Origin of the sequence: Caballeronia mineralivorans PML1(12) (assembly GCF_001028175.1) — a bacterium.
Classification (GTDB): domain Bacteria; phylum Pseudomonadota; class Gammaproteobacteria; order Burkholderiales; family Burkholderiaceae; genus Caballeronia; species Caballeronia mineralivorans.
Map to the genome: position 1 here is coordinate 14347 of NZ_AEJF01000069.1, position 24312 is coordinate 38658.

Below are 24312 nucleotides of genomic sequence, written 5' to 3' on the forward strand. Positions count from 1 at the left end.
TCGCGACGCCTGGAATTGACTTCAGAATAACAACCGGAAGCTGCTCGCCGATCGTGCCGGACTATTAAATGCGTGCCGGTGACTATAAGCCCCGGTCATGAACGCTACGACGTTTCCCTCGTGCGATGGCGCACGGCGCTTACGGCGGTTGCTGCACGATGCGCGTTGACGACCTCGCGAGCTTGCATGACGAAGCTCTGCGTGAGCCGCTGGCGCGGACGGTCCTTTGGCAGCAGCGCACACAGCGTGATCGGCAGGCGCGGACTGAAGGGCCGGACCACGAGCGTGTTTGCAGGTTCGGACAGCGCCGAGAACTCGTCGACTACCGCGACACCCAGCCCTTCGCTGACGAGCCGGCACGCCACATTTGAGAAGCGCACTTCGATGTCGGGAACGAACAGGTCACCCGCCGCTTCAAATGCACGCTCGACGATCAAGCCCAGCGGACTGCGCGCCGGAGCCCCGATCAGCCTTCTGCCGCGCAGGTCGGCAGGGGTGACCACGTCGAGCGCCTGAATGGCGTCTCCGGGCGGCGCCGCGCACATGACCTGGAATTCGGCAAGCAACTCGTTGACGAGCCCGGGGCGCGACGGCGGCATCATCGACAAGCCGACGTCCGCCATGCCGGAATCGAGACTTTCGAGCATGGCATCCATGCGCATCGTCTCCAGATGGATCTTCACGCGCGGATGGTCGACGGCAAACCGGGCAAGAATCTTCGGTACGAGCCATTCCGAGAGTTCGGCCGTGGCGAACACGCGGATCACGCCCGCGCGCCCCGTGCGCAGGTCCCAGGCTTTCTGCTGGATCGCCTGGTGAACCAGGAACAGCGGCTCCGCGTCGTCGAACAGCATCTTGGCTTCGGAGGTCGGGATCAAGCGGTTGCTGATCCGGTCGAACAGCGCGAAACCGAGCTTTGCTTCCGCGAGACGAATCGCGTTGCTGACGGCCGGCTGCGACATGCCTAGTTCTTCGGCCGCTCCTGTCGTGGTGCGATAGCGCATCACGGCGCGAAGCACTTCAAGCTGGCGCAGGTTGATCAATACGCGCGCGGAACCACCCCCGGTCATCAAATTTCCCGTATGAATTTTGGCCGGTGCGCACCGTTGCGCACGCGGGCTGTCATGTTACGTCGCCATATTGAAAGCAGGGCGTGGCCAAAATTATGTCGACATTGTGCGACAACGCCGGGCGGATTCCCGCAGGAACCTTGAGGCGCACGGGTCCGGCGCAAAAAGAGACGCGCTTATAACAGCGGCTTATAGTCGGACACTTTTTTTTCACTGGCGCGCCTGGCTTGGCCGCCCTTAATGTTTCGCTAGCGAGGCCGGACGTCTCTCGGCCGCTCACTATTCCACGAAGCCTGGAGAAGTCATGTTTTCACGCCGCCTTTGGTCGACGTTCGCAACCGTCCTGACGTCCTGCACGGTCTTGCTGCCGGTCGCGAGTCCTGCCTATGCATGCACATCCGCGATTCCGGCCGACCAACTGGTGAGTCCAGGCCGCCTTGCGTTGTCGACGAACCCGACTTTGCCGCCCCTTCAGTATGTTGACGGTGACGGTCAGTTGAAAGGCATGAACATTGAACTGGGTCACGAGCTTGCCAAGCGATTGTGTGTCGAGGTGGACTTCATGCGCATGGATTTTCCCGCGATGATCCCGGCCTTGAAAGCAGGCCGCTTCGACGGTATCGATACAGGCATGTTCTGGACCGAGGAGCGCTCGCGCATGATGTACACCGTGCCCTACGCGGTGTCGACTATCGACGTGGTGGTCAGTCCCGACAGCAAGCTCCAGCTCGCCGACGTGCGCGCATTGCGCGCTCATTCGATCGGCGTTGAAGCGGATTCTTATCAGGAGCGCTGGTTGCGCGAGCGGGCGAAGGAAAGTGCAAGCGAGGGCGGCAAGCCTATCGAAATACATGCGTTCACAACCGCAAGCGACGTGATGGCCGCTCTGCGCGCAGGGCAGCTCGAGCTGGCGGCCTTGCCGAGCTATGCGGCGGCGGCCATCATCAAGCGCAATCAGGCACGCATGGCTTTGGCCGGACAGGGCAATACGCAGACTACGCTCGCATTCCGGCAGCGCGCAGTGGCTGAAGCGGTCGCCCGCGCGCTGGACGGCATGCGGGCCGACGGCAGCTATGCGAAGCTGCTCGACGGCTACGGCATGACGAAGCTGCCGGATGGACACATCTCGGTGCGCGGCACCGGTCCGGTGTGAGCGGGTATCGAATCCGATGACTCTGTTCAACCTCCAGGACTTCTTCGGCTATCTCTCCAACGGCTTCCTGCTGCGTGGCGTCGCGGTCACGCTCGGGCTGACGGTCGCGACTGTCATCGGCGGGATGCTGTTCGGTATGCTCGTCGCATTGATGCGGATGTCGGGCAGCAAGCCCTTGGCCCGCGCGGCGCAGTTCTATATCTGGTTCTTTCGCGGCACGCCGCTACTGATCCAGCTTGTGATCGTGTACACCGGGCTGCCGCAACTCGGACTGCGCCTGAACGTGGTCGAGTCATCCCTGCTCGCGCTCGTTCTCAACGAGGCGGCCTATCTCGCGGAGATCATCCGCAGCGGTTTCATGGGTGTGCCACGTGGGCAATACGAGGCCGCCGAGGCGCTCGGGCTGCCGAAGTGGCTCGTGATGTGGAAGGTCACGCTGCCGCAGGCATTCAGGCTGATGATCCCGTCGCTCGGCAACTCGATCAACGGGCTGCTGAAATCTACATCGATTACCTCTGTGATCTCGATGGAAGAGCTCATGCGGCGCAGCCAGATGCTGATGCAGGAGAAGTTCGAAGTGCTCGAGGTGTTTGGCGCGGCGGCGGTGTTCTACCTCGTCATGACGACGGGCTGGGGCCTGATTCAGCGTCGACTGGAAAAGCACTTTGGCGCGGCTCACGAACAGAACCGTTGAATCCCGACGCACCGGAGTCGCGACACCCAGCGCATCCGGTCGCCCTCATCAGGATAAGCAATTCGATGAAACCTTGTTCCCTTACCGACGTGGTAGTCGCAACCGTCCTGCCCTTCAACGAGGCGCAGCAAATCGACTGGCCGAGCTATGAACGCGTGCTGCGTTATTGCGGACAAGCCGACGGCGTTTCCGCCGTGTTCGTCAACGGGCATGCCGGAGAGGGCGGCGCGCTCAGCACCGCTGAGCGGGTCGACGTACTGCGCTTCACGCGCGAGACACTGGGCCCGCAGCGGACACTGGTGGCCGGGATTATTGCTCAGTCCACCCGCGAGGCGATTGCCGAGGCGACATCCGCCGAAGCCGCGGGTGCCGACCTGCTGACACTGTTCCCGCCCGCGACGTTCTCCGGCGCAAGCACTGCGATGGTCCTGGCTTACGTTCGCGCGATCAGTGAGGCCGTTTCGCTGCCGCTCGCGATCTTCCAGTATCCGCTTGCTTCCGGTTTTGGGTATTCGACGAGCACGCTCCTCGAACTCGCGGCCGTTCCTTCGGTCGTCGCGATCAAGGAAGGCAGCGACTCGATGCGCGCCTATGAAGAAAACTGGCACGCGATCAAGGGTGCGCGCGCCGAAGTGCAGGTGCTCGCATCGAATTTCGACTGGTTTCTTGCACAACTCGCGGTAGGCAGCAACGGCATCCTCTCCGGGCTCGCGAGTCTTGTGCCACATCAACTCGTCGAACTATGGCGAGCGAGCAAGGACAACGACCTGCCGGCCATGCGGACCGCGAGCGCGCGCATGCTCCCGCTGGTGCGAGCGATCTACGCGGCACCTCGCAACGAGATGTATGCACGTATCAAGGTGGCACTCCAGATGATGAACGTGATTGATTGCGCGAAGGCGCGTGAACCCTTTGAGCCAGCCGGGGCAGCAACGCGAGACGCGATCCGGGACGCGCTTGTCCAGATGGGACTGGTCGACGGCGCAGCGGGCAATGCAAGGGGGCACGTCCATGAATGACACGTGTCGGGACCTGATGCTCGAATTCCGTGGCGTCCATACGTGGTACGGCTCATACCACGCACTGGACGATATCAACTTCGAAGTGGCGCGCGGCGAACGCATCGTGATCTGCGGTCCCTCGGGCTCAGGCAAGTCAACACTGATCCGTTGCGTCAATCGGCTCGAGAAACATCAGCAGGGACAGGTGATAGTCGACGGCATCGAACTGACTTCGAGTACGCAGGACCTCGCGAAGATCCGCAGCGAAGTGGGCATGGTATTCCAGCAGTTCAACCTGTTCCCGCACCTGAGCGTGATGGACAACCTGATCCTCGCACCCATGTGGATCCGCAAGCTTTCCAGGCGCGATGCAACCGAACTCGCCATGCATTTCCTCGAACGGGTCAGGATTCCGGAGCACGCGCACAAGTATCCGGGGCAACTGTCGGGCGGACAGCAACAGCGCGTGGCCATAGCGCGCGCGTTGTGCATGAAGCCGCGCCTGATGCTCTTCGACGAACCCACGTCCGCGCTCGACCCCGAGATGATCAAGGAAGTGCTCGATGTGATGACCAGTCTCGCTCGGGACGGCATGACGATGCTCTGCGTCACGCATGAAATGGGCTTCGCGCGGACCGTGGCAGACAGGATCGTTTTCATGGACGCGGGAAAGATCGCTGAAGTGGCGCCGCCGGAAGAGTTCTTCACACGGCCCCGATGCGCACGCGCGCAGGCTTTCCTGCAGCAAGTGACCTGATCGCGTGGATGCATGCGCGCACTTGCCGACTCCTTGGCGCCGTCACTCGACGGCGGCATTCTCCTCGTATCCCGATGGTGCCCTTCACATGCCATATCTGGAAATACTCGCTCGAAACCTTCGGCTGGGCCAGGATAACTACGCAGCCAATACCCGTGCTTTGCGCGATGCGCGTTCCGCTCTTGCCAGGGATATGACCGCAGCGGTGGTGTCGGCGTTCAGTGTCCTTCCGGCTACCGTCACGCTCTTTTTCATACCGCTGAACGAAGAGGCCTATGCGCACGAGGGCGAGCTGGCAGCAGACATGTCGAGCGATGATCCGCGGCGCCAACGTATCTTTGTGAAGGTGCATGCTTATGGGCGGTCGATCGACCAGCGTCGTGCGCTCGCAGTGGCGCTTACTCCCTTGCTCGCGTGCTATTACGACGCATCGCCCGACAAAGTCGCAATCTATTTCATCGACCGGACCTTGGACGAAGTCGCGCATGGCGGCCAGATGGCGACCGATGTTTGACAGTCCCTATTTCAGGCCCAGGCGCTTGGCCAGCCTGTTGAGATTCGCTCGATCCATATTCAGTGCGCGTGCGGCCGATGCCCAGTTCTGGTTGTGGCGAGCTAGTGTATTGATTACCAGGGTCCGCTCGAAAGATGTCACGGAGCTGCGAAAATCCTTGTCCGCGAGTTCTGGCAGGGTGGCATTTGACGATTCGACAGCCTCGTCCGGGCTACCGTCGTCGAGGCTGAGATCTTTGGCAGTCAGCGTCAGGATCCGTGGGCGCTCGCTATGTGCCGAGAGCGCCTTCAACGAGCTTCGTCCGATCAGGTGCTCCAGTTCACGCACGTTTCCGGGCCATCCATACTCGAGCAGCGCAGTCTGCGCATCGGAAGCGAGACGAAGGCTTGACAGTCCCAGGCGCGAGCGATTCTCCTCCAGGAAATTGCCGGCCAGCATCAGCACGTCGCGACCTCGTTCACGCAACGGCGGCACATGCAACGGGTACACACTCAACCGATGGTAAAAATCCGCCCGCAGGCGCCCGGCCCGTACCTCTTCAGCGAGATCGCGATTGGTAGCGGCGATCAGGCGGACATCGACATTGTGTTCACTGTCGGATCCGATCCGCTGAAGCTGGCCGTTCTGCAGGACCCGAAGTAATTTCGCTTGTACTGTGAGTGAGAGTTCACCGACTTCATCGAGGAAAATTGTGCCTCCATCGGCCAGCTCGAATTTTCCCCGCCGATCCGACGCCGCGCCCGAGAACGCTCCGCGTACATGCCCGAACAGCTCGCTTTCGACCAAGGTGTCAGGCAACGCCGCGCAGTTAAGACTGATTAGCGCTTTGTTTGCCCGTGCAGAAGACGCGTGGATCGCATTGGCTACGAGTTCCTTGCCGACGCCTGTCTCGCCGGTGATCAGCACGGTCAAATCGCTCCCGGCTACAACCGCAATTTCGTCCATTAGCCGTTTGTGCTGCTTGCTGCGGCCGATCATCGTGCGGTGGTTCTGGTCGCCGGCCTGACGGTATGCGTCCGCGCGCCGTCGCTCTTCCTCGCCAATACGGGCGAGGAATTCAATCCGCTCGGCGACACTGACTGTCGCCGCAGCAAGACTCAGAAACGCCTCCAGTGACGCCATGTCGATGCTGTCGAAGCGCGCCGGATCGAGGGCATCGAGGGTCAGCAGACCCCACGGCCGCCCGCCGATGAGAAGTGGACAACCTAGGCAATCATGCACTTCGAGTTGCCCCGAAATTCCCTGGACGAGCCCGTCGTAGGGATCCGGCAGGTTTGAATCCGAGGCGAAGCGGGTTGGCGTCGGTCGCGCCAGCAACTGTGCAAATCGGGGATGCTCGGCAACCCGAAAACGCCGTCCGAGGGTATCGCTGCTCAGTCCGTCTATAGCGAGCGGCACCAGCGTTTCGCCTTCGAGTCGCAAAAGCGCGGTTGCATCGGCGGGGAACAGGGTGCGCATGCTTTGCAAAAGGCGACGATATCGCTCCAGGTCGCTCAGTTCGCGAGACAAATCCTGCACCAGCGGAATCAGCGCATCAAGCAATGACTTCGGAGTCAGTTTGACTTCTTTAAGAGTCATTTGGACTGCGTCAATTTGACCATGTAAGCGTGTAAGCCTTTGATTTAATTGGCATGTAGCGCTGGCATGAATCGTGGATAGTACACGCTACTCCTCAACTGTTGAAGTCTTGCTGGCTTTTAAGGATCTCACATGCTTTCTGTTGAACATCGCGCCATTGTCAAAGCTACCGTCCCGCTTCTCGAGAGCGGTGGCGAAACGTTGACCACGCACTTTTACGATTTGCTCATCAGCGAACATCCCGAAGTGCGTCCGTACTTCAACCAGGCGCATCAAGCGAGCGGCGCTCAACCGCGCGCCCTCGCGAACGGCGTACTCATGTACGCGCGACATATCGACGAGCTTGAGCAACTTGGAGGCCTCGTCTCTCAGATCGTCAACAAGCACGTAGCGCTCAACATTCTTCCCGAGCATTATCCGATTGTCGGCGGCTGCCTGATCCGGTCCATTCGCGAAGTACTCGGCGCGGAGATCGCCACCGATGCCGTAATCGAAGCCTGGACCGCGGCATATGGCCAGCTTGCTGATCTCTTGATGGGTCTTGAAGAAAAGCTGTATGTCGAAAAAGAGCAGTCGCCGGGAGGATGGCGCGGTACGAGGTTGTTCCGCGTCGCGCGCAAGGTCAGGGAAAGCGACGAGATCACGTCGTTCTATCTGCGCCCCGATGATGGCGGCGAACTGCTCGCGTTCCAGCCGGGGCAGTACATCGGAGTCAGGCTTTTCATTGATGGCGAGGAGGTGCGCCGCAACTATTCGCTGTCGGCGGCGGCGAACGGCCGCGAATACCGGATCAGCGTGAAGCGCGAGCCTGACGGCAAGGTTTCGAATCACCTGCATTCCAATCTTCACGAGAATGACGCGATCGAGCTTCTCGCCCCCGCGGGCGATTTCAAGCTCGAACCCAGTAGCAAACCGCTAGTGCTGATCAGCGGTGGTGTCGGCATCACGCCGACGCTCGCGATGCTGGAAGCTGCTTCGGATACGAAGCGCCCCGTGCATTTCATTCACGCGGCGCGGCACGGCGGGGTGCATGCGTTTCGGGACGCGGTGAATGCGTATGCCAAGCGACACCCCCAGATCAAGCACTTCTACTGTTATGCGGAAGAGCGAGGGGAGGATTCGCCCGCGGACGGAATCGGTTTCCTGGATGAAGCGCGCCTCGCGGAGTGGCTGCCGGAAACGCGCGATGTCGACGCGTATTTCCTCGGGCCAATCGCGTTCATGAGAGCGGTGAAGCGTCATTTGAAAGCCCTCGGCGTGCCTGAATCGCAGACGCGTTTCGAATTTTTTGGGCCAGCGGCAGCGCTCGAATAACAGATTGGCAAAAGGTTAATTCATGGAGGGCCGCGATGCTCGCGCCGCCGTGCGCGGGCATTCGCCGACGGACGCCCAGCCGGGACAATCCTGTTTTGGATCATGTCGTTCCTCAGCAGGTTTGTACTCCTGACACCAGAGAGCCGGCCACCGCGCCAAGCGGAAAGCCGCAGAACATCGGCGGTGGCTCTGCTGTAACCCGGGGAATACCGGGAGGTCAGCCCTACAGGCCCCAAATAATGTCTACGTCTTGTTTTTGAGCTGCACGAAGCATGTCCAAAAACGGATACGCGCGCTGTGCCAGTGCTGCACTGCGCTCGCGTACACCAGCTTGTGTTCCGTAGTGCATCTCATCGTGCTCATCGGACGTTCTCTGGTCTTCCGCGATGGCGTCTTCCATGCGGCCAATGGCATCGGATAACTCATGGCGTTCGATAACGCCGCACGGACCAAGGCGTTTGCCAACAATACCGAGGAGGTAATTGGCGAGATCTGCGAGCATCAGAACATCGGGTGATGCTCTTGATTTGAATGTGATCAACATGATAGCCCACCTCTTGTTGCGTGAGACCATTTGTATGAAATAACGCGACGTCAATTTCCATACGTGTTCGTATCAAACCGCTGCGGGCTTTCGACGAGTTGGACGAGAAATTGCCGTCCTAGCCCTATTATATCGTGATGTGATATAGAGGATCGCGACGAATCACCAGGTGTCGGGCGGCTTACCGGCGTTCCTGGGACGCGTCGTCTCCGTGCCTGCTCACCGGTGCAAACCGTTTCTTCAGGTGGTGCAGGGGAGAGCGCCGGAACATCTCGCGCCGCTCCTCTTCCTCGAAGAAGGCGAGCGACGGCTTCACCAGGTCGCTACGGCTTATCAAGCCCACCAGACGTCGCGACTGCGCGTCTGACACCACTGGCAACCGCTCAAGCCCGTGCACTGCCAGCCGGGTGGACACGATCCGGCAGGTTTCCCCGGGCAACGCCATGATCGGCGTGTTTGCGCCGAACAGGTCGTTCATTACCTGGATGGCTGGACTACCGGTTCGGGCGATCAATCCCTCACGCTCGATCATTCCTACCAGCGCGCCGCCTCGCGTCACCGGAAACGCGCGATGTATTTGCTTCTCACCAAAATACTTCGCCAGCACGTCAGCAACCGGCACATCCGCATCGATCGTCTCGACCTTGCGCGTCATCACCTCCTCGACGAAATGGCGTTCGAGCGGATCGATGCCGTACTCCCGATAGATGTGGTAACCGCGGCGCGCAATTTTCTCGGTAAGGATGGAGCGACGCATCAGCAGCACCGTGAATCCGTAGGCGACAGCCGAAGCCATGAGCAGAGGCAACAGTACATTGGCGTCATGGGTGAGTTCGAACGCGAACACCGTCGCCATGATCGGTGCGCGCATCATGCCGCCGAGCGTCGCCGCCATGAATACCAGCGGCCACACTGCTGGCTCACCGCCGGGCAGATAGGGTCCGACGATTGTTCCCATGGCCGCACCCATCATCAGCAGCGGCGCGAGTACGCCTCCGGATGTCCCGGAGCCGAGGGCGATGACCCACATGACCGCCTTCGCCAGTATCAAGCCGGCCACGACGCTGATCGCAAGATGGTTATGCAGCAAGTCGCCTATGACGTCGTAGCCTACGCCGAGCGCGCGCGGCTCGACATATCCGCCGATGCCCACGGCAACACCGCCAAGCGCCGGCCACCACATCCAGTGAATCGGCAATTTGCCGAAGAGGTCCTCGACCTTGTATAGCGCCGATGACAGGCCCCAGGACATGGCGCCGGCCATGAGACCCGCAACTACGCATGAAATGAGGCCGAGCGGACCCAGTGCGATGGTTTGCAACGGGAAGAGGGGACCGCCGCCGATCAGAAGAGGCCGCGCGAAACCGGCTACCGCGCACGCGACGGCAACGGGCAGCAGGCTACGCGGGCGCAGCTCGAACAGCAACAGCTCGACCGCGAGCAGGACCGCCGCGACCGGCGTACCGAAAACCGCCGTCATCCCGGCTACGGCGCCGGCGACGAGCAGCGTCTTGCGTTCACCAGCAGTCAGGTGGAAATATTGCGCGAGCAGCGACCCCAGTGCACCGCCTGTCATAATGATTGGCCCTTCCGCACCGAACGGGCCACCGCTGCCGATGGCGATCGCGGAGGATAGGGGTTTGAGCACCGCGACCTTCGGCGACATCTTGCTCTTACCAAACAGGATGGCTTCGATCGCTTCGGGAATGCCGTGTCCACGAATGGCTTCGCTGCCATAGCGCGCGATCAGCCCGATTACCAGACCGCCGATTACGGGAATCGCGATCACCCAGAGACCGACGGTATTTCCCGCGGGCGAGCGACTGTCGAACGACAGCGACTGGAAGAAGAAAAGGTTGGTGAAAAGACTGATCAGGTGGAGCAGGACATAGGCCGTGACCGTGCTCAACGCGCCGATCACTATCGCGATGGCCGTAATACGCAACAGATGTGCATTCGCTGCAAAATCACCTCGTGAAGCGTTTCCGTGCACATTGACTCCTGATCAATTCAGATTGTTTTGTCGCGTCGGCTGATGGAACGGCGTGACCTGACTGCAATGCCGCGGAAGGTGGGCGGTGTTGCATGCACCGACCTAAAGATCGATCTGCGGAACGCGGAAGGTGCCGGCGAGCGACTTCAGTTCTGCCCGATGCAACTCGGCTAGCCGCGAGAGGATTTTCTCTCCGGGTTTCAGCAGATGAACCTCGACCTGGCGGCGATCGGTCTCGCTAGGCTTTCGCTTGACCAGTTCCAGCGCCTCGCACCGCGTCACGAGCGCAACGATTCCGTGGTGATGCGCCTGAAGCCGTTCAGCCAGTTCGCCGACGGTTGCCCAATCCCGGTCCGGATAGCCCTTGATATGCAGTAACAGCAAATACTGCAGCGGCGTAATGCCTTCGTCCTGAGCAGCCTGTTCTGAGAACCTCTCGAACCGCCGCATCTGGTAACGAAACTCGGACAGTTGTTCAAAGTCCTCTTTTCTCAGCGTGCGAAAAGCTTCTTTCATGGGGATAGTCCAGTCAGGAACCTAGATTCAAATTGTATCATATAGTGATACATATGGGAGGGAGCGTGCGCAGGGGACAGGGTCGGGAACGCAAGCGATAGCACCTGCAACGGCGATGGCCGGCTTGTTCGAAATGGGGAGTGTAGATGATCGGTCAAGCGCGCTCGATCGTGGCGCGGCCTTGGACGAGGAAGTCCCATCGCTGTGAGCGCCACCTTCGCGATCTCGTCCGCGCGCCATGTGTAAAACTAGGCGTGCGTTTGTCGGTAGAGGCCTAGTATCAGGTCTGCCTGGGTGATCATGCCGGCGAGTTTCTCCTGCTTATCGAGTACCGGAATATGGTGATGGCCATAAGCGGCGAACATGGGCACGAGCTTGGCGATTGAAGTGGTGACGCAGACCGTGGACACGTCGATCGTCATGATGGACGCTACCGTCAGCGCTGAACCGGGGCTGGCGAACCAGCGCTCGATGAGGGTCTCCAGCGCCCGAAGCCTTCCGGCCGCCATGTTTCTCGCAATGTCGGCCTGAGTGACAATGCCAATCACGAACGAGCGGTCGTCGATGACAGGAAGCGCCTTGATGCCATGGCGCTGGAGTATGTCGGCGGCTATTGCGACCGTCGTGCTGGATGTGATCGAAACGACGGGGCTGGACATGATGTCCGCGCAGCTTAATCCGCTGAAGCTGCGCACGTACGATTGCAGTTGTATTTCCAGGAGCAGCGATTCGAGATCCGCTGGGTCGATGTCCAGCAATTCGTTGCGGCGACCAAGTACCGCCTCGAGATCTTCTCGTGTGAATCCGGGGCTGGCCGCCGGCGAACGGACGCCTGTTTCCTTGGCTGAGTGCGCCGCATGAGGGTACCGGTGTCCAGTCGCCGCGTGAAACACGATCGCGACCCCCAACAGCGCAAACGACTGCGCCGCTATCGGCGCAAAAACGAACCCGAATCCGAGAGCATGCACGGCCGGCCCACCGAGCACGGCTGTCAGCGCCACTGCGCCCGAGGGCGGATGCACGCATCTGAACGCAAACATCGCGGCGATTGACATGGCCACTGCAATCGGCGCGGCGTCTATCGGGTTCGTGATCCAGGTTGCACACGCCACGCCGATGACCGCGGAAACCACATTGCCGCCGATGATCGACCAGGGTTGGGCGAGCGGGCTTGCGGGAACCGCGAACAGCAGCACGGCGGAGGCACCCATTGGCGCGACCAGGAGCGGGATGAGCGCAGTGTCGCCCAGCAAGACATGCGTCATGCCTGCGGTGAAGGATATGCCGAGCAGTGCGCCGAGACAGGACCTGAATCGTTCGGGCCAACCAAGCGTGACCGGTGAAGGGGAGAAGCTGAGAAGCTGAGAAGCCAACGTGCCAGAGCGGATCGGACCATAAGCTTGGAAGATAGTGTGAGCGGTCGACGTTACATGGAACGTCATCACCGTCAGGCAGCGTCTCCTGCCAAACGCATTATAAAAAGTATGCGATTATGACATATATCAACGTATCACATGAGCCGATTCCAGGCGGTTATAGCAGCCAGGTGTGAGCCAGGTCATCGTCCGATATGGAGGCAAACTGGATATCGCCGTGTCTTCGCCGGTCTCGCGCGGACACCGGCGAGCGTGACTTTTACGGCAAAGCGAAGGAGGGATCGGCCGCATGGCTTGCAGGCGACAGCCGCGGAAGTCCGTGGAGAAAGTATTTCGTTATCCTGTCCGGAACCAGCGTTGGGGCCGGACGAGCAAGGAGCGCCGGCAGAGCGAAGGGCGTACTCGTCTCAATTGATCGCCCATGGCAAGCGTCATTAGCGGCGGTTTCGCATCACGTCCCAACAGTGTCGATGATCCATTTGCCTGAGCAGTCGCCGCCGCATCCATTCACGACGATAGTGGCCAATGACGAGCAGCGTGGCGACAGCCAGCCCGAATGAACCCACGACAATCCCCGCCCACAAGTCAGTCACGGAAGACTCCTTTCCATTGCGGAATCCGATCAGGCTTTCAGGACGGCATTCGATCAGACACGGATCGAATCACGCATCACGCCTGGATCGGGTGGCAAACCGTGTTACGCGACTGTCATTTATCGGACCCGCGCAGCAGCCTTGAGGACCGAGTGACCATTGATGGTGATAAGTGGCCGCGGCTGACCGGACCCGAGCCTTTCCAGCGTAATGAGCTGGCGTTCAAGAAGGGCTTCCAGATCCGCACAGTCCAGGTCGATCTGATCCGGAGCGTCCTGGAGCAGCATCAGGGTTGAAAATTCACGAGGACTCAGCATTGTCGTCTCCTATGTAATAGGTGCTTCATTCGCTGGGAACTTGATTTGTGCCGCAAGCCGGTTTACCTGACGGCTTGCGGATGCGAGGCGTTTATGCCGACCCCGGGTGCTTGCCGCACGGCTATCTTAATGTGCTCTCCGCCCGATGATCAATATGTGGGATGAATTTTTCCAGCGCAGTTTTCATATGATGATTTCCTTCCCGTGTCGTGCCAAATGCATCCACGACAAAGCGCCTCACGCATAGCGGATAGTCGCGCAGGCGCAGCAGGCGCCGGACGTCGAAATGCGTGACCGGGAACAGGGCTCGAACACGCGACATCCAAGTACATAACCGCGATCAATACAAACCGGTGCGGATTGGCCAGCCGGCCCTGTCACCGTCACCGTCACCGTCACCGTCACCGTCACCGTCACCGTCACCGTCAGGAAGGATCATATGAAAGCCATTAGCGCAGCATTGTTCGGCGCGCTTGCGCTCGCCAGTTTCCCGGACTGGGCGCAGAGCGATGGACCCACAGATCCGCAGATCGCAGCGATCGTTGCGACTGCCAATCAAGTCGATATCGACGCTGGCAAGCTTGCGGAATCAAAGACAAAGTCAGCCGATGTCAAGGCGTTCGCGCAGCGCATGATCACCGACCATGGCGGCGTCAACCGGGCAGCCGTCGACCATGAGGTGGCCTATCATCAAAGCGTTCTGGATGCACTCGACAAGACGCTGATCCCGAGCGCCCAGAACGAAGAACTGAAGGCGCTTCTCGTCAAGGTGCGGCCGGCTTTTGTCGCCCACCTCGAGCGGGCAAAGCACTTACAGGCGGAACTGAGGAAAAGCGGTGCATGACTTCTTGCCCGATGCCGCCGGCCGCCTGCGTGGCACCCACCGTCGGCGCGCATGGGGGCTTGACTTGGGTGTGATCGCCGCTCTCGTTTTAGCGTTGTCCGGCGCGGCCGATGCTTCACCCACGACATACGCGGTCGTGATCGAACAGATGCGCTTCAATCCACCGGCTCTGACGGTGCGGCGCGGCGATCACGTGACATGGGGATCTGTGAACAAAACCATTTTTTGTCCGACCCGCAAACGGGCGGTGCTGATCCGCCACATCGGGATAATCTTCGGGATTGCAGCCCTGGTGGCGAATTCGAGCGCGCAAGCGGTCGCGATCAAGGTGGTGTCCGGTACGTATGGGCAGAACTGCGGGGCACAACATGGCAACGCGACACCTGATATGGAGACCCAGTGCGACGGGCCAGACACCTGCGAATATCGCATTGACAGGAGAACGGTCCGGGACCCCGCCGCTGGTTGCCCAAAGGATTTTCTCGCGGAGTGGCGCTGCGGCGAAACCGAGTTCCATATCGCTATGCTCAGCCCCGAGGTTGGGGCAGACGACACACTTGTGCTGAGCTGTGCAGGCGCGATGGGCGCTGGAAAATAAATGCCGCAGGCCTTGGTTCCTCGGTGCGGAAAATTGCGATTCGGACGCGCCTGATGTTCTCCTTGTCTTCCTCCATTCCGTCCGTAAAATTGCTACGTTCTATGTATCACAGAATGACATATTATTAAGAGGAACTACGCTGGACACCCCGCCGGTGCTTGCGTAAAGGAAACGATCATGTCCCCGTTCAATCGGATTTTGCTGTGTTACGACGCTAGTGCGGGAGAGACCAAAAAAACAATAACCAGATGCACTTCAAGGCACCCTCGAGGCGCCTTTTTTTTCGAGCCGGGCGGGTCGACGCGGCGCACAGCCGTAGTGCAATGCATCATTGCATCGCACCAACTCAGGTCGCAAATCCGTGTTCAGGCGCGCGCGGCAAACTATCGCTTGCAATGCGATGACCCTGCCGGCCTTTATCGAATTCGACGATCAGGCGTACATCGTTGAATTGCCGAACCCCGCTGGGCGGACCAAAAGCCGATCGGCGCAACGTTGGAGCGAGCCGAAGAGATTGCTGATGATCCGCGTCATGCGGCTTTGGCACGGCTATTGCATTGATCCGGACAGGGGCCAACGGAGGCCTCAGCGTATTGAATCTTCTCCGGCCGCTCGCGTTGAGCGGCCCGCAGGGACAACGGCGTCCCGAGCGTCAACTGTGCGACCGAGCAATCGGGGCACGGTTGCCGCTCGGGGCGTTTTTTTTTGCGCACTCGATCAACCATTGCGAACCTCGTCCTGGTTCACCTTTTGTGATCGGGTCAACGGTCTCGGGATATCGGCCTTCACCATGAAACAGTGGACACACTCAAGTCGCGAAGAAGTCTCGGCGCAGACCATCGGACAGCTCATCAATTTGTCCGGGCGGCAGCGGATGCTCTCGCAGCGCATCGTTCTGCATGTGCTGCTCGCATCATACGGCGACGGCGCCGCACTGATGGTTGCCAAGGACTGCCTGAGCACCTTTGCGCAAACGCACGCCGACCTGGTGAGCGGCGATGGTCCGTTGACCGGCGTATTTTCAGAAGCCCTGCGTCAGCTCTATTTCGGCGCTCGAAACGCGGACGAAAGCATCCAGCGATTTATCGCGCAAGCGAATCAAGCTGTGTCGTGTCTCGAGTCGGGCATGACGGACGGTCGCGAGAAGACCGATGCACTCGTTGTTCAGGGCACGCCGCTGCTCGAACTCCTGCAGGAAATCACGCTCGCCTATCAACAGGAGATGCGCAGCATCGAGACTGCGTCGCTCAAGCGTCAGAGCGACATCGCTGAGCGGCTCGGAAATATCTCCATGCAGGCCAACATCGTGGCCCTCAATGCGCGCATCGCAGCCGCCCGTGCGGGGCAATTCGGCCGGGAATTCGCGGTGATCACCACGGTACTCGCGGACATTATGAAGGAGATGGACCAGTTGATCCACAGCGTTGTCAACGCGCATAGCGACAACGAGGCGCCGCCTCGAAGCAGCGCTCCCCTACCGGGTCGGCACATCCGCGCTGATCATGCTTTTCAATAGCCTTCGCCCCACGAGAGAGACCCATGAAAAACCTGCTGAGTTCGCTATCGAGCGGTAACTGGCGCGCGCTGCTCGCGTGCTTCCTCTACTTCGATACCGGTTTCACCGTGTGGGTGATGTTCGGGCCGCTCGCGCCGTTCATCCACAAGGATATCGCGATGTCCCCCCGCCGAACTGGGCTTCCTGGTTGCGGTCCCGGTGCTCGGTGCGGCCATCCTGCGAGTGACGCTCGGCAATCTGTACCAGGCCTGCGACGGCCGGCGCGTCGCGTTGCTGGGTATCGCGCTGTCGGCCGTGCCTTCTGTCATCCTGCTGCTGTTGCCGTCTGCTCCGTCCTATACGTTGCTGCTCGTCCTTGGGGTGTTTCTCGGCGTTGGTGGTGCAAGCTTCGCCGTCGCGCTGCCGATGGCCGGAAGCAACTATCCACCCAAGGTGCAGGGCCTCGTGCTCGGGCTAGCCGCCGCGGGCAACATCGGCGCGGTGCTCGACGGATTCATGTTCCCGGGCCTCGCAGAGCATTTCGGCTGGGCGAAAGCGACCGGCGCGGCGTTGCCGTTGCTAGCGTTGGCGGCTACAGCGATCTTCTTTTGGGCGAAGGATCTGGGACCCAAGTCGGGTAGTGCACCTCAAGCTTTTCTCAGCTTCAGCATTACGCTGGTTGGCCTCCTCGCGCTCGTGCTCGCCGTGCATTCGGGCGTTTTCGGCGAGGGCAAAACCGGCGTGTTGCTGCTTCCGGTACTGGGTGCGCTACTGGCCATCGCGGTATTGCCGAAGCATTACCGCAGCGTGCTGGTAGAAGGGGATACGTGGGTGGTGATGCTGGTCTATAGCATCACTTTCGGCGGCTTCGTCGGTATGTCGTCCTATGTGACCACGCTGCTGATTTCGCTGTATCAACTGCCGAAACTCGAAGCGGGTCTCTTCATGTCGCTGCTCGCATTTATCGGCGCGCTGGTGCGTCCGGTCGGCGGTCTGATCGCAGACCGGATTTCCGGCGTGCGCGCGCTCGTCCTGCTGCTCGCCGGAATCTCCGTGTGCGACTTTACGTTCGCCGCGTGGATGCCGCCGCTGCCGGCCGGGATTGCGCTGCTGGTGGCCATCTATATGTGCTTCGGGCTCGGCAACGGGGCGACGTTCCAGCTTGTGCCGCAACGCTGGAAGGGCAAGACCGGGCTGATGTCCGGCATCATCGGCGCAGCCGGCGGGATCGGAGGATTTTATCTGCCGGTGATCATGGGGATAGCTAAGGAAAGCACCGGCAGCTATCAGATGGGTTTCGCTACCTTCGGCGGGTTGTCGGCCATCGCGTTCGCACTGGTGGTTTTGCATCGCACCCGCTGGCTGGAATGGGCGCTGCCCAGGGAGAGTCCTCTCGTTGCAGACGCGATGCAGCCTGCAGGCGTGCGTGTAGACAACCCTTGACGTGAATCGAACCGGCGCGTTCGCTCGCTTCATGCTTGATGTGTGCGTCTCGCCCCATGGGCTTGCGGTTGCCTCCGTATGCTGGATTTCAACGCGAAATTTGCGAGATGTCAGGGTCATGCGACTGGTAAACGGCCGGTCGCAGTGGCCAGCAGATCAACGGGAGCGGGCAGAAGCTTCGAACAATGATAATCGGAAGTGATCCGGACGGATGTTTCCTGGCTCGGAATGGTGCCGGCAAGGTCGTTCCGTTGAGTCCCGGCCCGGATGACGAGGGACTCTGGCGACATACGGCAGACCTCCGCCCCGCACACCTGCGCGGAAGAAAGCAGCACAGACGTTCACGGTGCCGCTGCGTTACTAACACAGGGCGATGCGAGCAGAGGTGCGTTTAACACTTTTAAAAACGCTCTCGCCGAGTAGCTTGTGCAGGCGTTAACGATCCGGAGGTATGCGGCAGGTCGCCGCCATGACTGATCTATTTGAGATAAGGTGCCGAACTCTTCGCAGGGTTCTTCAAAGACCGCCTGCCCGGGTTCAAGGGCTCTGGTGAGAATTGACTGCGTGGTGTTGGCAGGGTGGCGAGGGCGTTGCCATTGCTGTGGAAAAGACACTTCTTGTCTTTCGCTGCCGATCGCTGATAGGCTGAGTCTGGCGACAAGGAAAGTCGAGAACGCCGTCCGGCTTCAGCGCGGGAAACATCGCTTTCCCATGGTCGCTGAATAGCGTGTTGCCGGCTTCGTCAGCTTGTAGCCGTACGTGCCGCATTGACTGGTGATCGCGGTCATAATGAAATTCCTCGATGAACAAGGAGACGGCCATGCGTCAAGACATTGAAGTTGGCGACCACCTTCTGGCTATAAACGTCGAGCAAAAATACAACCCCGCTGACAAAGCAGAAGCGATTGGTTTTAATGTTCGCGTGATCGTGACTCGCCATGATGGAATGCCGGTTCGAGGTTCGACGCTTGCGGAAGATTCTGGAGAATTGACCGGTGCTCACGGACCATACACGACGGTGGCGGATGCCATTGCTCACGGCGAGTCATGGGGTAGACATTTCGTCGCTCGCATACTGGGCGGGGCGGTCTGATTCCCGGTCCCGCAATCCTGATGCTGGAGGTGTCCATGTGGGAAAAAATCGATTACAAAGGATTTGAGATCTGGGTGCTGCCGATCCTTGCGTACGGACCTCCGGCGCCGGATACCCCTTACCACTACAACGGGTATGTATGCCGTCCTGGCGCCGATCTGCGTCATGCCGGTCAACGCACGCAGTTTTATGAACTCGGCGACGTCTTTGCGACCGAAGCAGAGGCTCTTGATGCGGCCTATCACGTAGGGCGCGACCTCGTCGATACATCGATTGGCAACGGCTGAATAGTAGCGTCGATCCCGTGAGCGATTGGTGCTTACTACATTTTCCGAAAATCACCGCGGAGGCTGAGACGCCTTCCTATAACGCCACGCGTGTTGCACTGCACAGAGCATTGCTCTGTCTCCGACCCGATCGGCTTGTTCAAAACTGACAGCTTCTCGCGGGTCTGCGCTATTTGCATAGCCGGCTTCTCCAAGCGATCTGACGTGTGCTGCCGAATTTGGAAATTAATCTCCACGGAGCAACAAATTGATGCTCCTTTCACGAATTGTTTATCCACTCGGACGGTACTAATCTTTGTGCGACTGGATGCTTTCAGTCAACAGTGACAGACCGGGCGATTGGCGTGTTCACCATTGCGAACCTCGCCTCGGGTTGAAGTGGCGTCGTTACTCAAAACCCGGCCGAAACGAATGAGGCCGTGCAGCCGAACGCTCGACGACTCAACGGATTTTGCCTGAGCCACTGCCATAAAACTTCATCGAATCAGGCCAATTGTTTAACCGCACTGATCGGATATAGAAAACGATTCTTTCATGAGCGTACCTGGGATTCCATATGGACTATATCGAAAGCTTGCGAGTCTTCCGGTCGGTCGTCGAAGCCAAAAGTTTTACACGGGCCGCGGATATGCTCGGCGTTACCGCACCGGTCGTATCGCGCGCGATTGCCGGACTTGAGCATCGTCTCGGTAGCCGTCTGTTCCATCGGACGACCCGGCAGGTTTCTTTTACGGAGGCGGGGGAGCGCTTCTATGAGGGCTGCGCTAGGATTCTCGACGACCTGGAGTCGCTGGAAGCGCAAGCGTCGATGGGGGCGCGCGAACCTACTGGCGTGCTGCGCCTCGTCGTCCATACTACGGCGACTGTGAACCGGCTCGTACCACTGATTTCAACTTTTAAGCAAAAGTATCCGAATGTGCGTTTGGACGTGACGCTCACCGAACGGCCCGTCGATCTTGCCGCAGACGGCTATGATCTCGGGGTCGTCGTCCCCTTTATGTTGAACACCGACACGGTCGTCACTCGACTTTTGGAACGCATGCCACTCGCGATCGTGGCGACGCCGGCGTATTTGAAAAAGTATGCTTCGCCCCAGCATCCATCCCAACTCACCGACCACACATTCGTCTTGATGTCTGCGTCGGTTCGCAAGCCCGTATTGACCTTTCGCTGCGGCGAGGAGGGGAATCTGACTGTTCCGCTCAGCTACGACATCGCATCAAACAATGCCATGTTCAATCGAGAAATGGTGCTGGAGGGTTTTGGCATCGGCGCCGCGCCTGCCGCTCTGGTGCAGTCAGAACTGTTGTCCGGCAAGCTGGTGTCTCTCCTTGAAGATTTCGACATTGTCGATGGAGCGATCGAGATCCGGCTAGCATACAATTCGCGAGCATTGCTGCCGGCCAAGGTGAAAGTCTTTATCGAGCATGCTGTGACGTTCTTCGACGAGGTGGCGGTACGTCGACCGGCGCGGGTCGAATTAGAGGCTTGACGATCCGCTCAATAAGCACTCAAAGCTAGCGCAGAGTCTATCCTCCGTCTCGAATCCAAACCCACTGCGCAGGATGGTCTGCATATCCACCTGCCTCTTATCGAAGTTGCACTTTCGCGAGTCTAAAATCTTTGAGATCGATTGAGACCATCAAGTTGCCGCGACGCGGCTGCAGGTCGTCCGCGCGCAGATAAGCCCGCCGCTTTGTCGGAGAACTCAAACCGTCGACCTCAACGAAGTCATCGACTTACTGCGCTGCCGCGTCTTCACTGAAGCTCGCGGGGTGCCTCAATGACATCTTTATCAAGAGTGACACACGGATGAACCGTGCCAGGATTATTGCATCCAGCTCTTGATTCTTGTGCCCGTCGTTAAAAATTGATGCGCCGGTGAGCATTGATCGCCCACCGCAGTGCCACTACATTTGTGCACATGCACAGTCAAACACCCGAAAACGATGATTGCTTTGCGGTTCGTCAGGCGGCCCGGCACATTTCCCAGTTGTACGACCGGCGCCTGTCCCAAGTGGGCATGACGACGACTCAGTTCAGCATCCTTAGCGCGCTCGGAAGTGGTTCGAGCTTGACGATGAACGAACTGGCACAGGCGATGATGATGGATCGAACCACGCTGGTGCGCGCGCTGAGGCCGTTGTTGCAGAACGGTTTTGTCGCCAGCAAGCCTGACCAGTGGGTGAATCGTCGTCTCCAACTCGCTCTGACCGGAAGCGGCCGCGTGAAGCTGGATGAGGCAATGGTGCATTGGCGTGCTGCGCAGGACGAGTTCGAACGCAAGTTCGGACCTGAGCAGGCGGCCTTTCTTAGACGCGAACTGTTCCGCGTTACGCGAGACGTTTCGAACACCTAAAGAAAGATTTGGATGACGGAAACAACTTTTAAAATCAATAGGAAATCGCGATGACTACTCCTCAGACTTTGGTACGCGTCGGGACGGGCCGTGCAGCCGCCGCGGTGATGGCTTTGGTTCTTGCCGGGTGCGTGAACTACGCCGGCATCAAGAGCGACAAGCAGATATCGTCGCCGGCGCAGTACGAGTCCAGCCAGAGCCTGCCGAACGAAGGCGGCCAATGGCCGTCGCTGGATTGGGCCAGCCAGTTTGGTGACCCGCAACTGCCTCAGTTAATCGATGAATCGTTGCAAGGCAACCCATCGATCGCTCAGGCCCGGGCTCGAATCGAAAAGGCGGCCTCGTATATTGATTCGTCAAAATCGGCGCTCTACCCGAAGGCTACCGGTAGCTATTCATGGAGCCGCGAACTGTTCTCGGGCACCGCGCTCTACCCCCCTCCATACGGCGGAAGCTGGTACAGCGAGAACAATGTGCTGGCGAGCGCGTCGTGGGATCTGGACTTGTGGGGCAAGAACCGTGAGCGTCTCGGGCAGGCGGTGTCGCAGGAAAAGGCCACCGAAGCGGACCTGCAGCAGGCCCGCGTGACGCTCTCCGCTTCAGTGGCGAGCACGTATAACCAGTTGGCGCGGTTATACGAACTACGTGCCATTGCCTCGAATGAAATCCGCGATCGCCAGGATGTCAGCCAAATAACCAACGGACGCGTTACGGCCGGGCTCGACACCAATGTCGAGAAGCAGACAGCGCTAGGTGACATTGCGACGAGCCAGACGAACCTGAGCGATCTCGACGGCCAAATCACCGTGGTGCGCTATGAGCTTGGCGCACTACTCGGCAAGGGACCAGACCGCGGCCTGCAGATTACGCAGCCAGTCCTCACGACCGGCAATGTCGTCGCGCTGCCGGATAACCTGCCGGCCGATTTGGTGTCGCGCCGCCCGGATATCGTGGCCGCACGCTGGCAGGTCGAAGCCGCGCTGCATGACGTGAAGGAAGCCAAGGCGGAGTTCTTCCCTGACGTCAATCTAGCCGCCAGTCTTGGCTTCGATGCGTTCGGCTGGGGACGTTTCCTCACGTCAGCGAGCCGTCAGATCCAGTTCGGTCCGGCGGTGCATCTTCCGATCTTTGACGCCGGTGCCCTTCGCTCGCAACTGAAGGGTCGTTATGCGGATTTTGATCTCGATGTCGCGAACTACAACCAGACGCTGATCAACGCGCTGGCAGACGCGGCGACGCAGATCTCGATGATCCGTTCGATTGACCAGCAGTCGGGCGATGCGCAGCGTGCGCTTGACGCATCAACGAAAGCGTATCAATTGGCAGTCGTCCGCTACAAGGCGGGTCTATCCGAACAGTTGCAGGTGCTGAACGCCGACCAGAACCGCCTCGCCGCCGAACAGACCGTGACGAACCTGAAGATGAGTCGCCGCAGTATGCAGATCGCTCTCATCAAGGCGCTCGGCGGCGGTTTCGATGCAACGCAGACAGGGCTTGTCGTGCCGACAGATGCGCCGGCCACCCCGTTGAAGCAGACCGCAGCTAACTGAACCCTTAACACCCACCCGATTAAATAACACACATCGAGATAACCAAGGAGCATATTCATGAGTATGACTGATCAACCAACCGAAAGTATAAAGCCGGCAAGCAATCGCAAACGTAAGATAACGATGATTCTGCTTTTCATCGTGATCCTGATCGCCGCTGTCGCCTATGGCCTCTATTACTTCCTTGACGCACGCTTTCATGTTGACACAGATGATGCATACGTAAACGGCAACGTTGTACAGATTACGCCGCAGGTCACCGGTACGGTTGTCGCAGTGAATGCGGACAACACGCAGACAGTCAGGATGGGCGAGCCGGTAGTAGTGCTGGATCCGGCTGACGCGCGCATTGCGCTGCAGCAGGCGGAAGCCAATCTCGCGCAGACCGTGCGCCGCGTGCATGGCCTGTATGTCGACGACGATCAATATCGCGCAGACGTCGCGCAGCGGGAATCCGATCTTTCAAAGGCGCACGATGACCTGCAGCGCCGGTTGGCGACGGGGATGACAGGCGCTGTTTCCGATGAGGAAATCTCACACGCGCGTGATGCGCTGAGATCGGCGCGGGCTGGACTCGACTCTGCGCAACAACGGCTCGCTTCGAACCGCGCTCTCACCATGAACACGACGATCGAGCGCCATCCCGACGTGCTTGCCAGTGCCGCAAAGGTCCGCGATGCGTATCTGGCCTATGCCCGCAACACGTTGCCAGCGCCTGTAACAGGCTATATCGCAGAGCGTTCGGTACAGGTTGGCCAGCGGGTATCGCCAGGCACGCCGCTGATGTCAGTAGTGCCGCTTGAGCAAGTCTGGATCGACGCAAATTTCAAGGAATGGCAGCTCAGGAATATCCGGGTGGGGCAGCCCGTCTTGCTCACGGCGGACGTCTACGGTTCGTCGGTCACATTTCGCGGCAAGGTCGTTGGTTTCTCTCCTGGGACCGGGTCCGCGCTTGCACTGCTGCCGGCTCAGAATGCGACCGGCAACTGGATCAAGGTAGTGCAGCGTCTTCCCGTGCGGATCGAGGTGGACCCGCGGCAACTCGGCAAGCACCCGCTGCGCGTCGGCCTGTCAATGAATGTTGACGTCGATATCAAAGACCAGAGCGGCGGCCAACTCGGCGATCCGCCGAACTCAAGCTATACGACGAACGTGTTCGCAAAGTACGGCGACGAAGCTAACGCCGAGATCGAACGCATCGTCGCGGAAAACAGGTAATCGGG

Annotated in this window: 23 protein-coding genes and 1 pseudogene; 16 read left to right on the top strand and 8 right to left on the bottom strand. The window is 59.5% G+C overall.

Features of this window, described 5'->3' with window-relative positions; genetic code table 11:
* Positions 1-104: 104 nt before the first annotated feature.
* Positions 105-1070: a LysR substrate-binding domain-containing protein gene (locus EOS_RS09495; protein ID WP_053063818.1), complete on the bottom strand. Its 966-nt coding sequence runs from the start codon at positions 1068-1070 to the stop codon at positions 105-107.
* A gap of 304 nt (positions 1071-1374) precedes the next feature.
* On the opposite strand from EOS_RS09495, the gene EOS_RS09500 reads away from it, so the two are divergent.
* The 5 genes from EOS_RS09500 (at position 1375) to EOS_RS09520 (ending at position 5189) form a co-directional block, all read left to right on the top strand.
* Positions 1375-2223 (top strand): transporter substrate-binding domain-containing protein, encoded by an 849-nt coding sequence (locus EOS_RS09500; protein WP_047846372.1) that lies wholly within the window; start codon positions 1375-1377, stop codon positions 2221-2223.
* Between the two features lie 16 nt (positions 2224-2239).
* Positions 2240-2917 carry an amino acid ABC transporter permease gene (locus tag EOS_RS09505; RefSeq protein WP_047846373.1) on the top strand — a complete coding sequence of 226 codons (678 nt, stop codon included), beginning with the start codon at positions 2240-2242 and terminating at the stop codon, positions 2915-2917.
* A 65-nt stretch (positions 2918-2982) separates the two neighbouring features.
* A complete protein-coding gene (locus EOS_RS09510) occupies positions 2983-3936 on the top strand; it encodes a dihydrodipicolinate synthase family protein (RefSeq protein ID WP_047846374.1) in 954 nt (317 codons plus the stop codon).
* Positions 3929-4675: an amino acid ABC transporter ATP-binding protein gene (locus tag EOS_RS09515; protein WP_047846375.1), complete on the top strand. Its 747-nt coding sequence runs from the start codon at positions 3929-3931 to the stop codon at positions 4673-4675. The genes EOS_RS09510 and EOS_RS09515 overlap by 8 nt, the downstream gene beginning before the upstream one ends.
* Positions 4676-4763: 88 nt before the next feature.
* On the top strand, positions 4764-5189 hold the full coding sequence (locus tag EOS_RS09520; protein WP_152693102.1) for a tautomerase family protein: 426 nt from the start codon (positions 4764-4766) through the stop codon (positions 5187-5189).
* Positions 5190-5195: 6 nt separating this feature from the next.
* Here the strand turns inward: EOS_RS09520 and norR are convergent, their stop codons facing one another.
* Positions 5196-6767, bottom strand: coding sequence for a nitric oxide reductase transcriptional regulator NorR (norR, locus tag EOS_RS09525; RefSeq protein WP_047846376.1), 1572 nt, complete (start codon positions 6765-6767; stop codon positions 5196-5198).
* 132 nt (positions 6768-6899) lie between these two features.
* Here norR and hmpA point away from each other — a divergent pair, with 132 nt between their 5' ends.
* The gene (hmpA, locus tag EOS_RS09530) at positions 6900-8081 is read left to right on the top strand and encodes an NO-inducible flavohemoprotein (protein ID WP_047846377.1); all 1182 of its coding nucleotides are present in this window, start codon (positions 6900-6902) and stop codon (positions 8079-8081) included.
* Between the two features lie 223 nt (positions 8082-8304).
* Here hmpA and EOS_RS09535 read toward each other — a convergent pair whose 3' ends face one another.
* The 6 genes from EOS_RS09535 to EOS_RS09555 all read right to left on the bottom strand — a co-directional run bounded on the left by EOS_RS09535 (position 8305) and on the right by EOS_RS09555 (position 13420).
* The gene (locus EOS_RS09535; protein ID WP_047846406.1) at positions 8305-8625 is read right to left on the bottom strand and encodes a DUF1840 domain-containing protein; all 321 of its coding nucleotides are present in this window, start codon (positions 8623-8625) and stop codon (positions 8305-8307) included.
* Between the two features lie 181 nt (positions 8626-8806).
* Positions 8807-10618 carry a chloride channel protein gene (locus EOS_RS09540; protein ID WP_047846378.1) on the bottom strand — a complete coding sequence of 604 codons (1812 nt, stop codon included), beginning with the start codon at positions 10616-10618 and terminating at the stop codon, positions 8807-8809.
* Between the two features lie 102 nt (positions 10619-10720).
* Positions 10721-11134 carry a MarR family winged helix-turn-helix transcriptional regulator gene (locus EOS_RS09545; protein ID WP_047846379.1) on the bottom strand — a complete coding sequence of 138 codons (414 nt, stop codon included), beginning with the start codon at positions 11132-11134 and terminating at the stop codon, positions 10721-10723.
* A 248-nt stretch (positions 11135-11382) separates the two neighbouring features.
* Complete coding sequence (locus EOS_RS09550) at positions 11383-12399, bottom strand: HPP family protein (RefSeq protein WP_326972912.1); 1017 nt, start codon at positions 12397-12399, stop codon at positions 11383-11385.
* Between the two features lie 545 nt (positions 12400-12944).
* Complete coding sequence (locus EOS_RS47475; RefSeq protein ID WP_167348953.1) at positions 12945-13103, bottom strand: hypothetical protein; 159 nt, start codon at positions 13101-13103, stop codon at positions 12945-12947.
* 119 nt (positions 13104-13222) lie between these two features.
* Complete coding sequence (locus EOS_RS09555; protein WP_047846380.1) at positions 13223-13420, bottom strand: hypothetical protein; 198 nt, start codon at positions 13418-13420, stop codon at positions 13223-13225.
* Positions 13421-13859: 439 nt separating this feature from the next.
* Here EOS_RS09555 and EOS_RS09560 point away from each other — a divergent pair, with 439 nt between their 5' ends.
* The 10 genes and pseudogenes from EOS_RS09560 to EOS_RS09610 all read left to right on the top strand — a co-directional run bounded on the left by EOS_RS09560 (position 13860) and on the right by EOS_RS09610 (position 24307).
* Positions 13860-14264, top strand: a complete 405-nt coding sequence (locus EOS_RS09560; protein WP_047846381.1) for a DUF4142 domain-containing protein — start codon at positions 13860-13862, stop codon at positions 14262-14264.
* Complete coding sequence (locus tag EOS_RS47985; protein ID WP_235442756.1) at positions 14257-14862, top strand: cupredoxin domain-containing protein; 606 nt, start codon at positions 14257-14259, stop codon at positions 14860-14862. The genes EOS_RS09560 and EOS_RS47985 overlap by 8 nt, the downstream gene beginning before the upstream one ends.
* Before the next feature lie 520 nt (positions 14863-15382).
* Complete coding sequence (locus EOS_RS09575; protein WP_407639117.1) at positions 15383-16378, top strand: methyl-accepting chemotaxis protein; 996 nt, start codon at positions 15383-15385, stop codon at positions 16376-16378.
* Between the two features lie 23 nt (positions 16379-16401).
* Positions 16402-17800 (top strand): annotated as a pseudogene (locus EOS_RS09580) (MFS transporter).
* 820 nt (positions 17801-18620) lie between these two features.
* The gene (locus EOS_RS09585) at positions 18621-18893 is read left to right on the top strand and encodes a hypothetical protein (protein ID WP_047846409.1); all 273 of its coding nucleotides are present in this window, start codon (positions 18621-18623) and stop codon (positions 18891-18893) included.
* A 35-nt stretch (positions 18894-18928) separates the two neighbouring features.
* Complete coding sequence (locus EOS_RS09590) at positions 18929-19180, top strand: hypothetical protein (protein ID WP_047846384.1); 252 nt, start codon at positions 18929-18931, stop codon at positions 19178-19180.
* A gap of 556 nt (positions 19181-19736) precedes the next feature.
* Positions 19737-20672 carry a LysR family transcriptional regulator gene (locus tag EOS_RS09595; RefSeq protein WP_047846385.1) on the top strand — a complete coding sequence of 312 codons (936 nt, stop codon included), beginning with the start codon at positions 19737-19739 and terminating at the stop codon, positions 20670-20672.
* A 531-nt stretch (positions 20673-21203) separates the two neighbouring features.
* Positions 21204-21539: a MarR family winged helix-turn-helix transcriptional regulator gene (locus EOS_RS09600; protein WP_326972913.1), complete on the top strand. Its 336-nt coding sequence runs from the start codon at positions 21204-21206 to the stop codon at positions 21537-21539.
* A gap of 50 nt (positions 21540-21589) precedes the next feature.
* Positions 21590-23089 (top strand): efflux transporter outer membrane subunit, encoded by a 1500-nt coding sequence (locus EOS_RS09605; RefSeq protein ID WP_047846387.1) that lies wholly within the window; start codon positions 21590-21592, stop codon positions 23087-23089.
* Between the two features lie 57 nt (positions 23090-23146).
* Entirely contained in the window at positions 23147-24307 is a 1161-nt protein-coding gene (locus EOS_RS09610; RefSeq protein WP_047846388.1) for an HlyD family secretion protein, read from the top strand.
* The last annotated feature ends 5 nt before the right edge of the window (positions 24308-24312 follow it).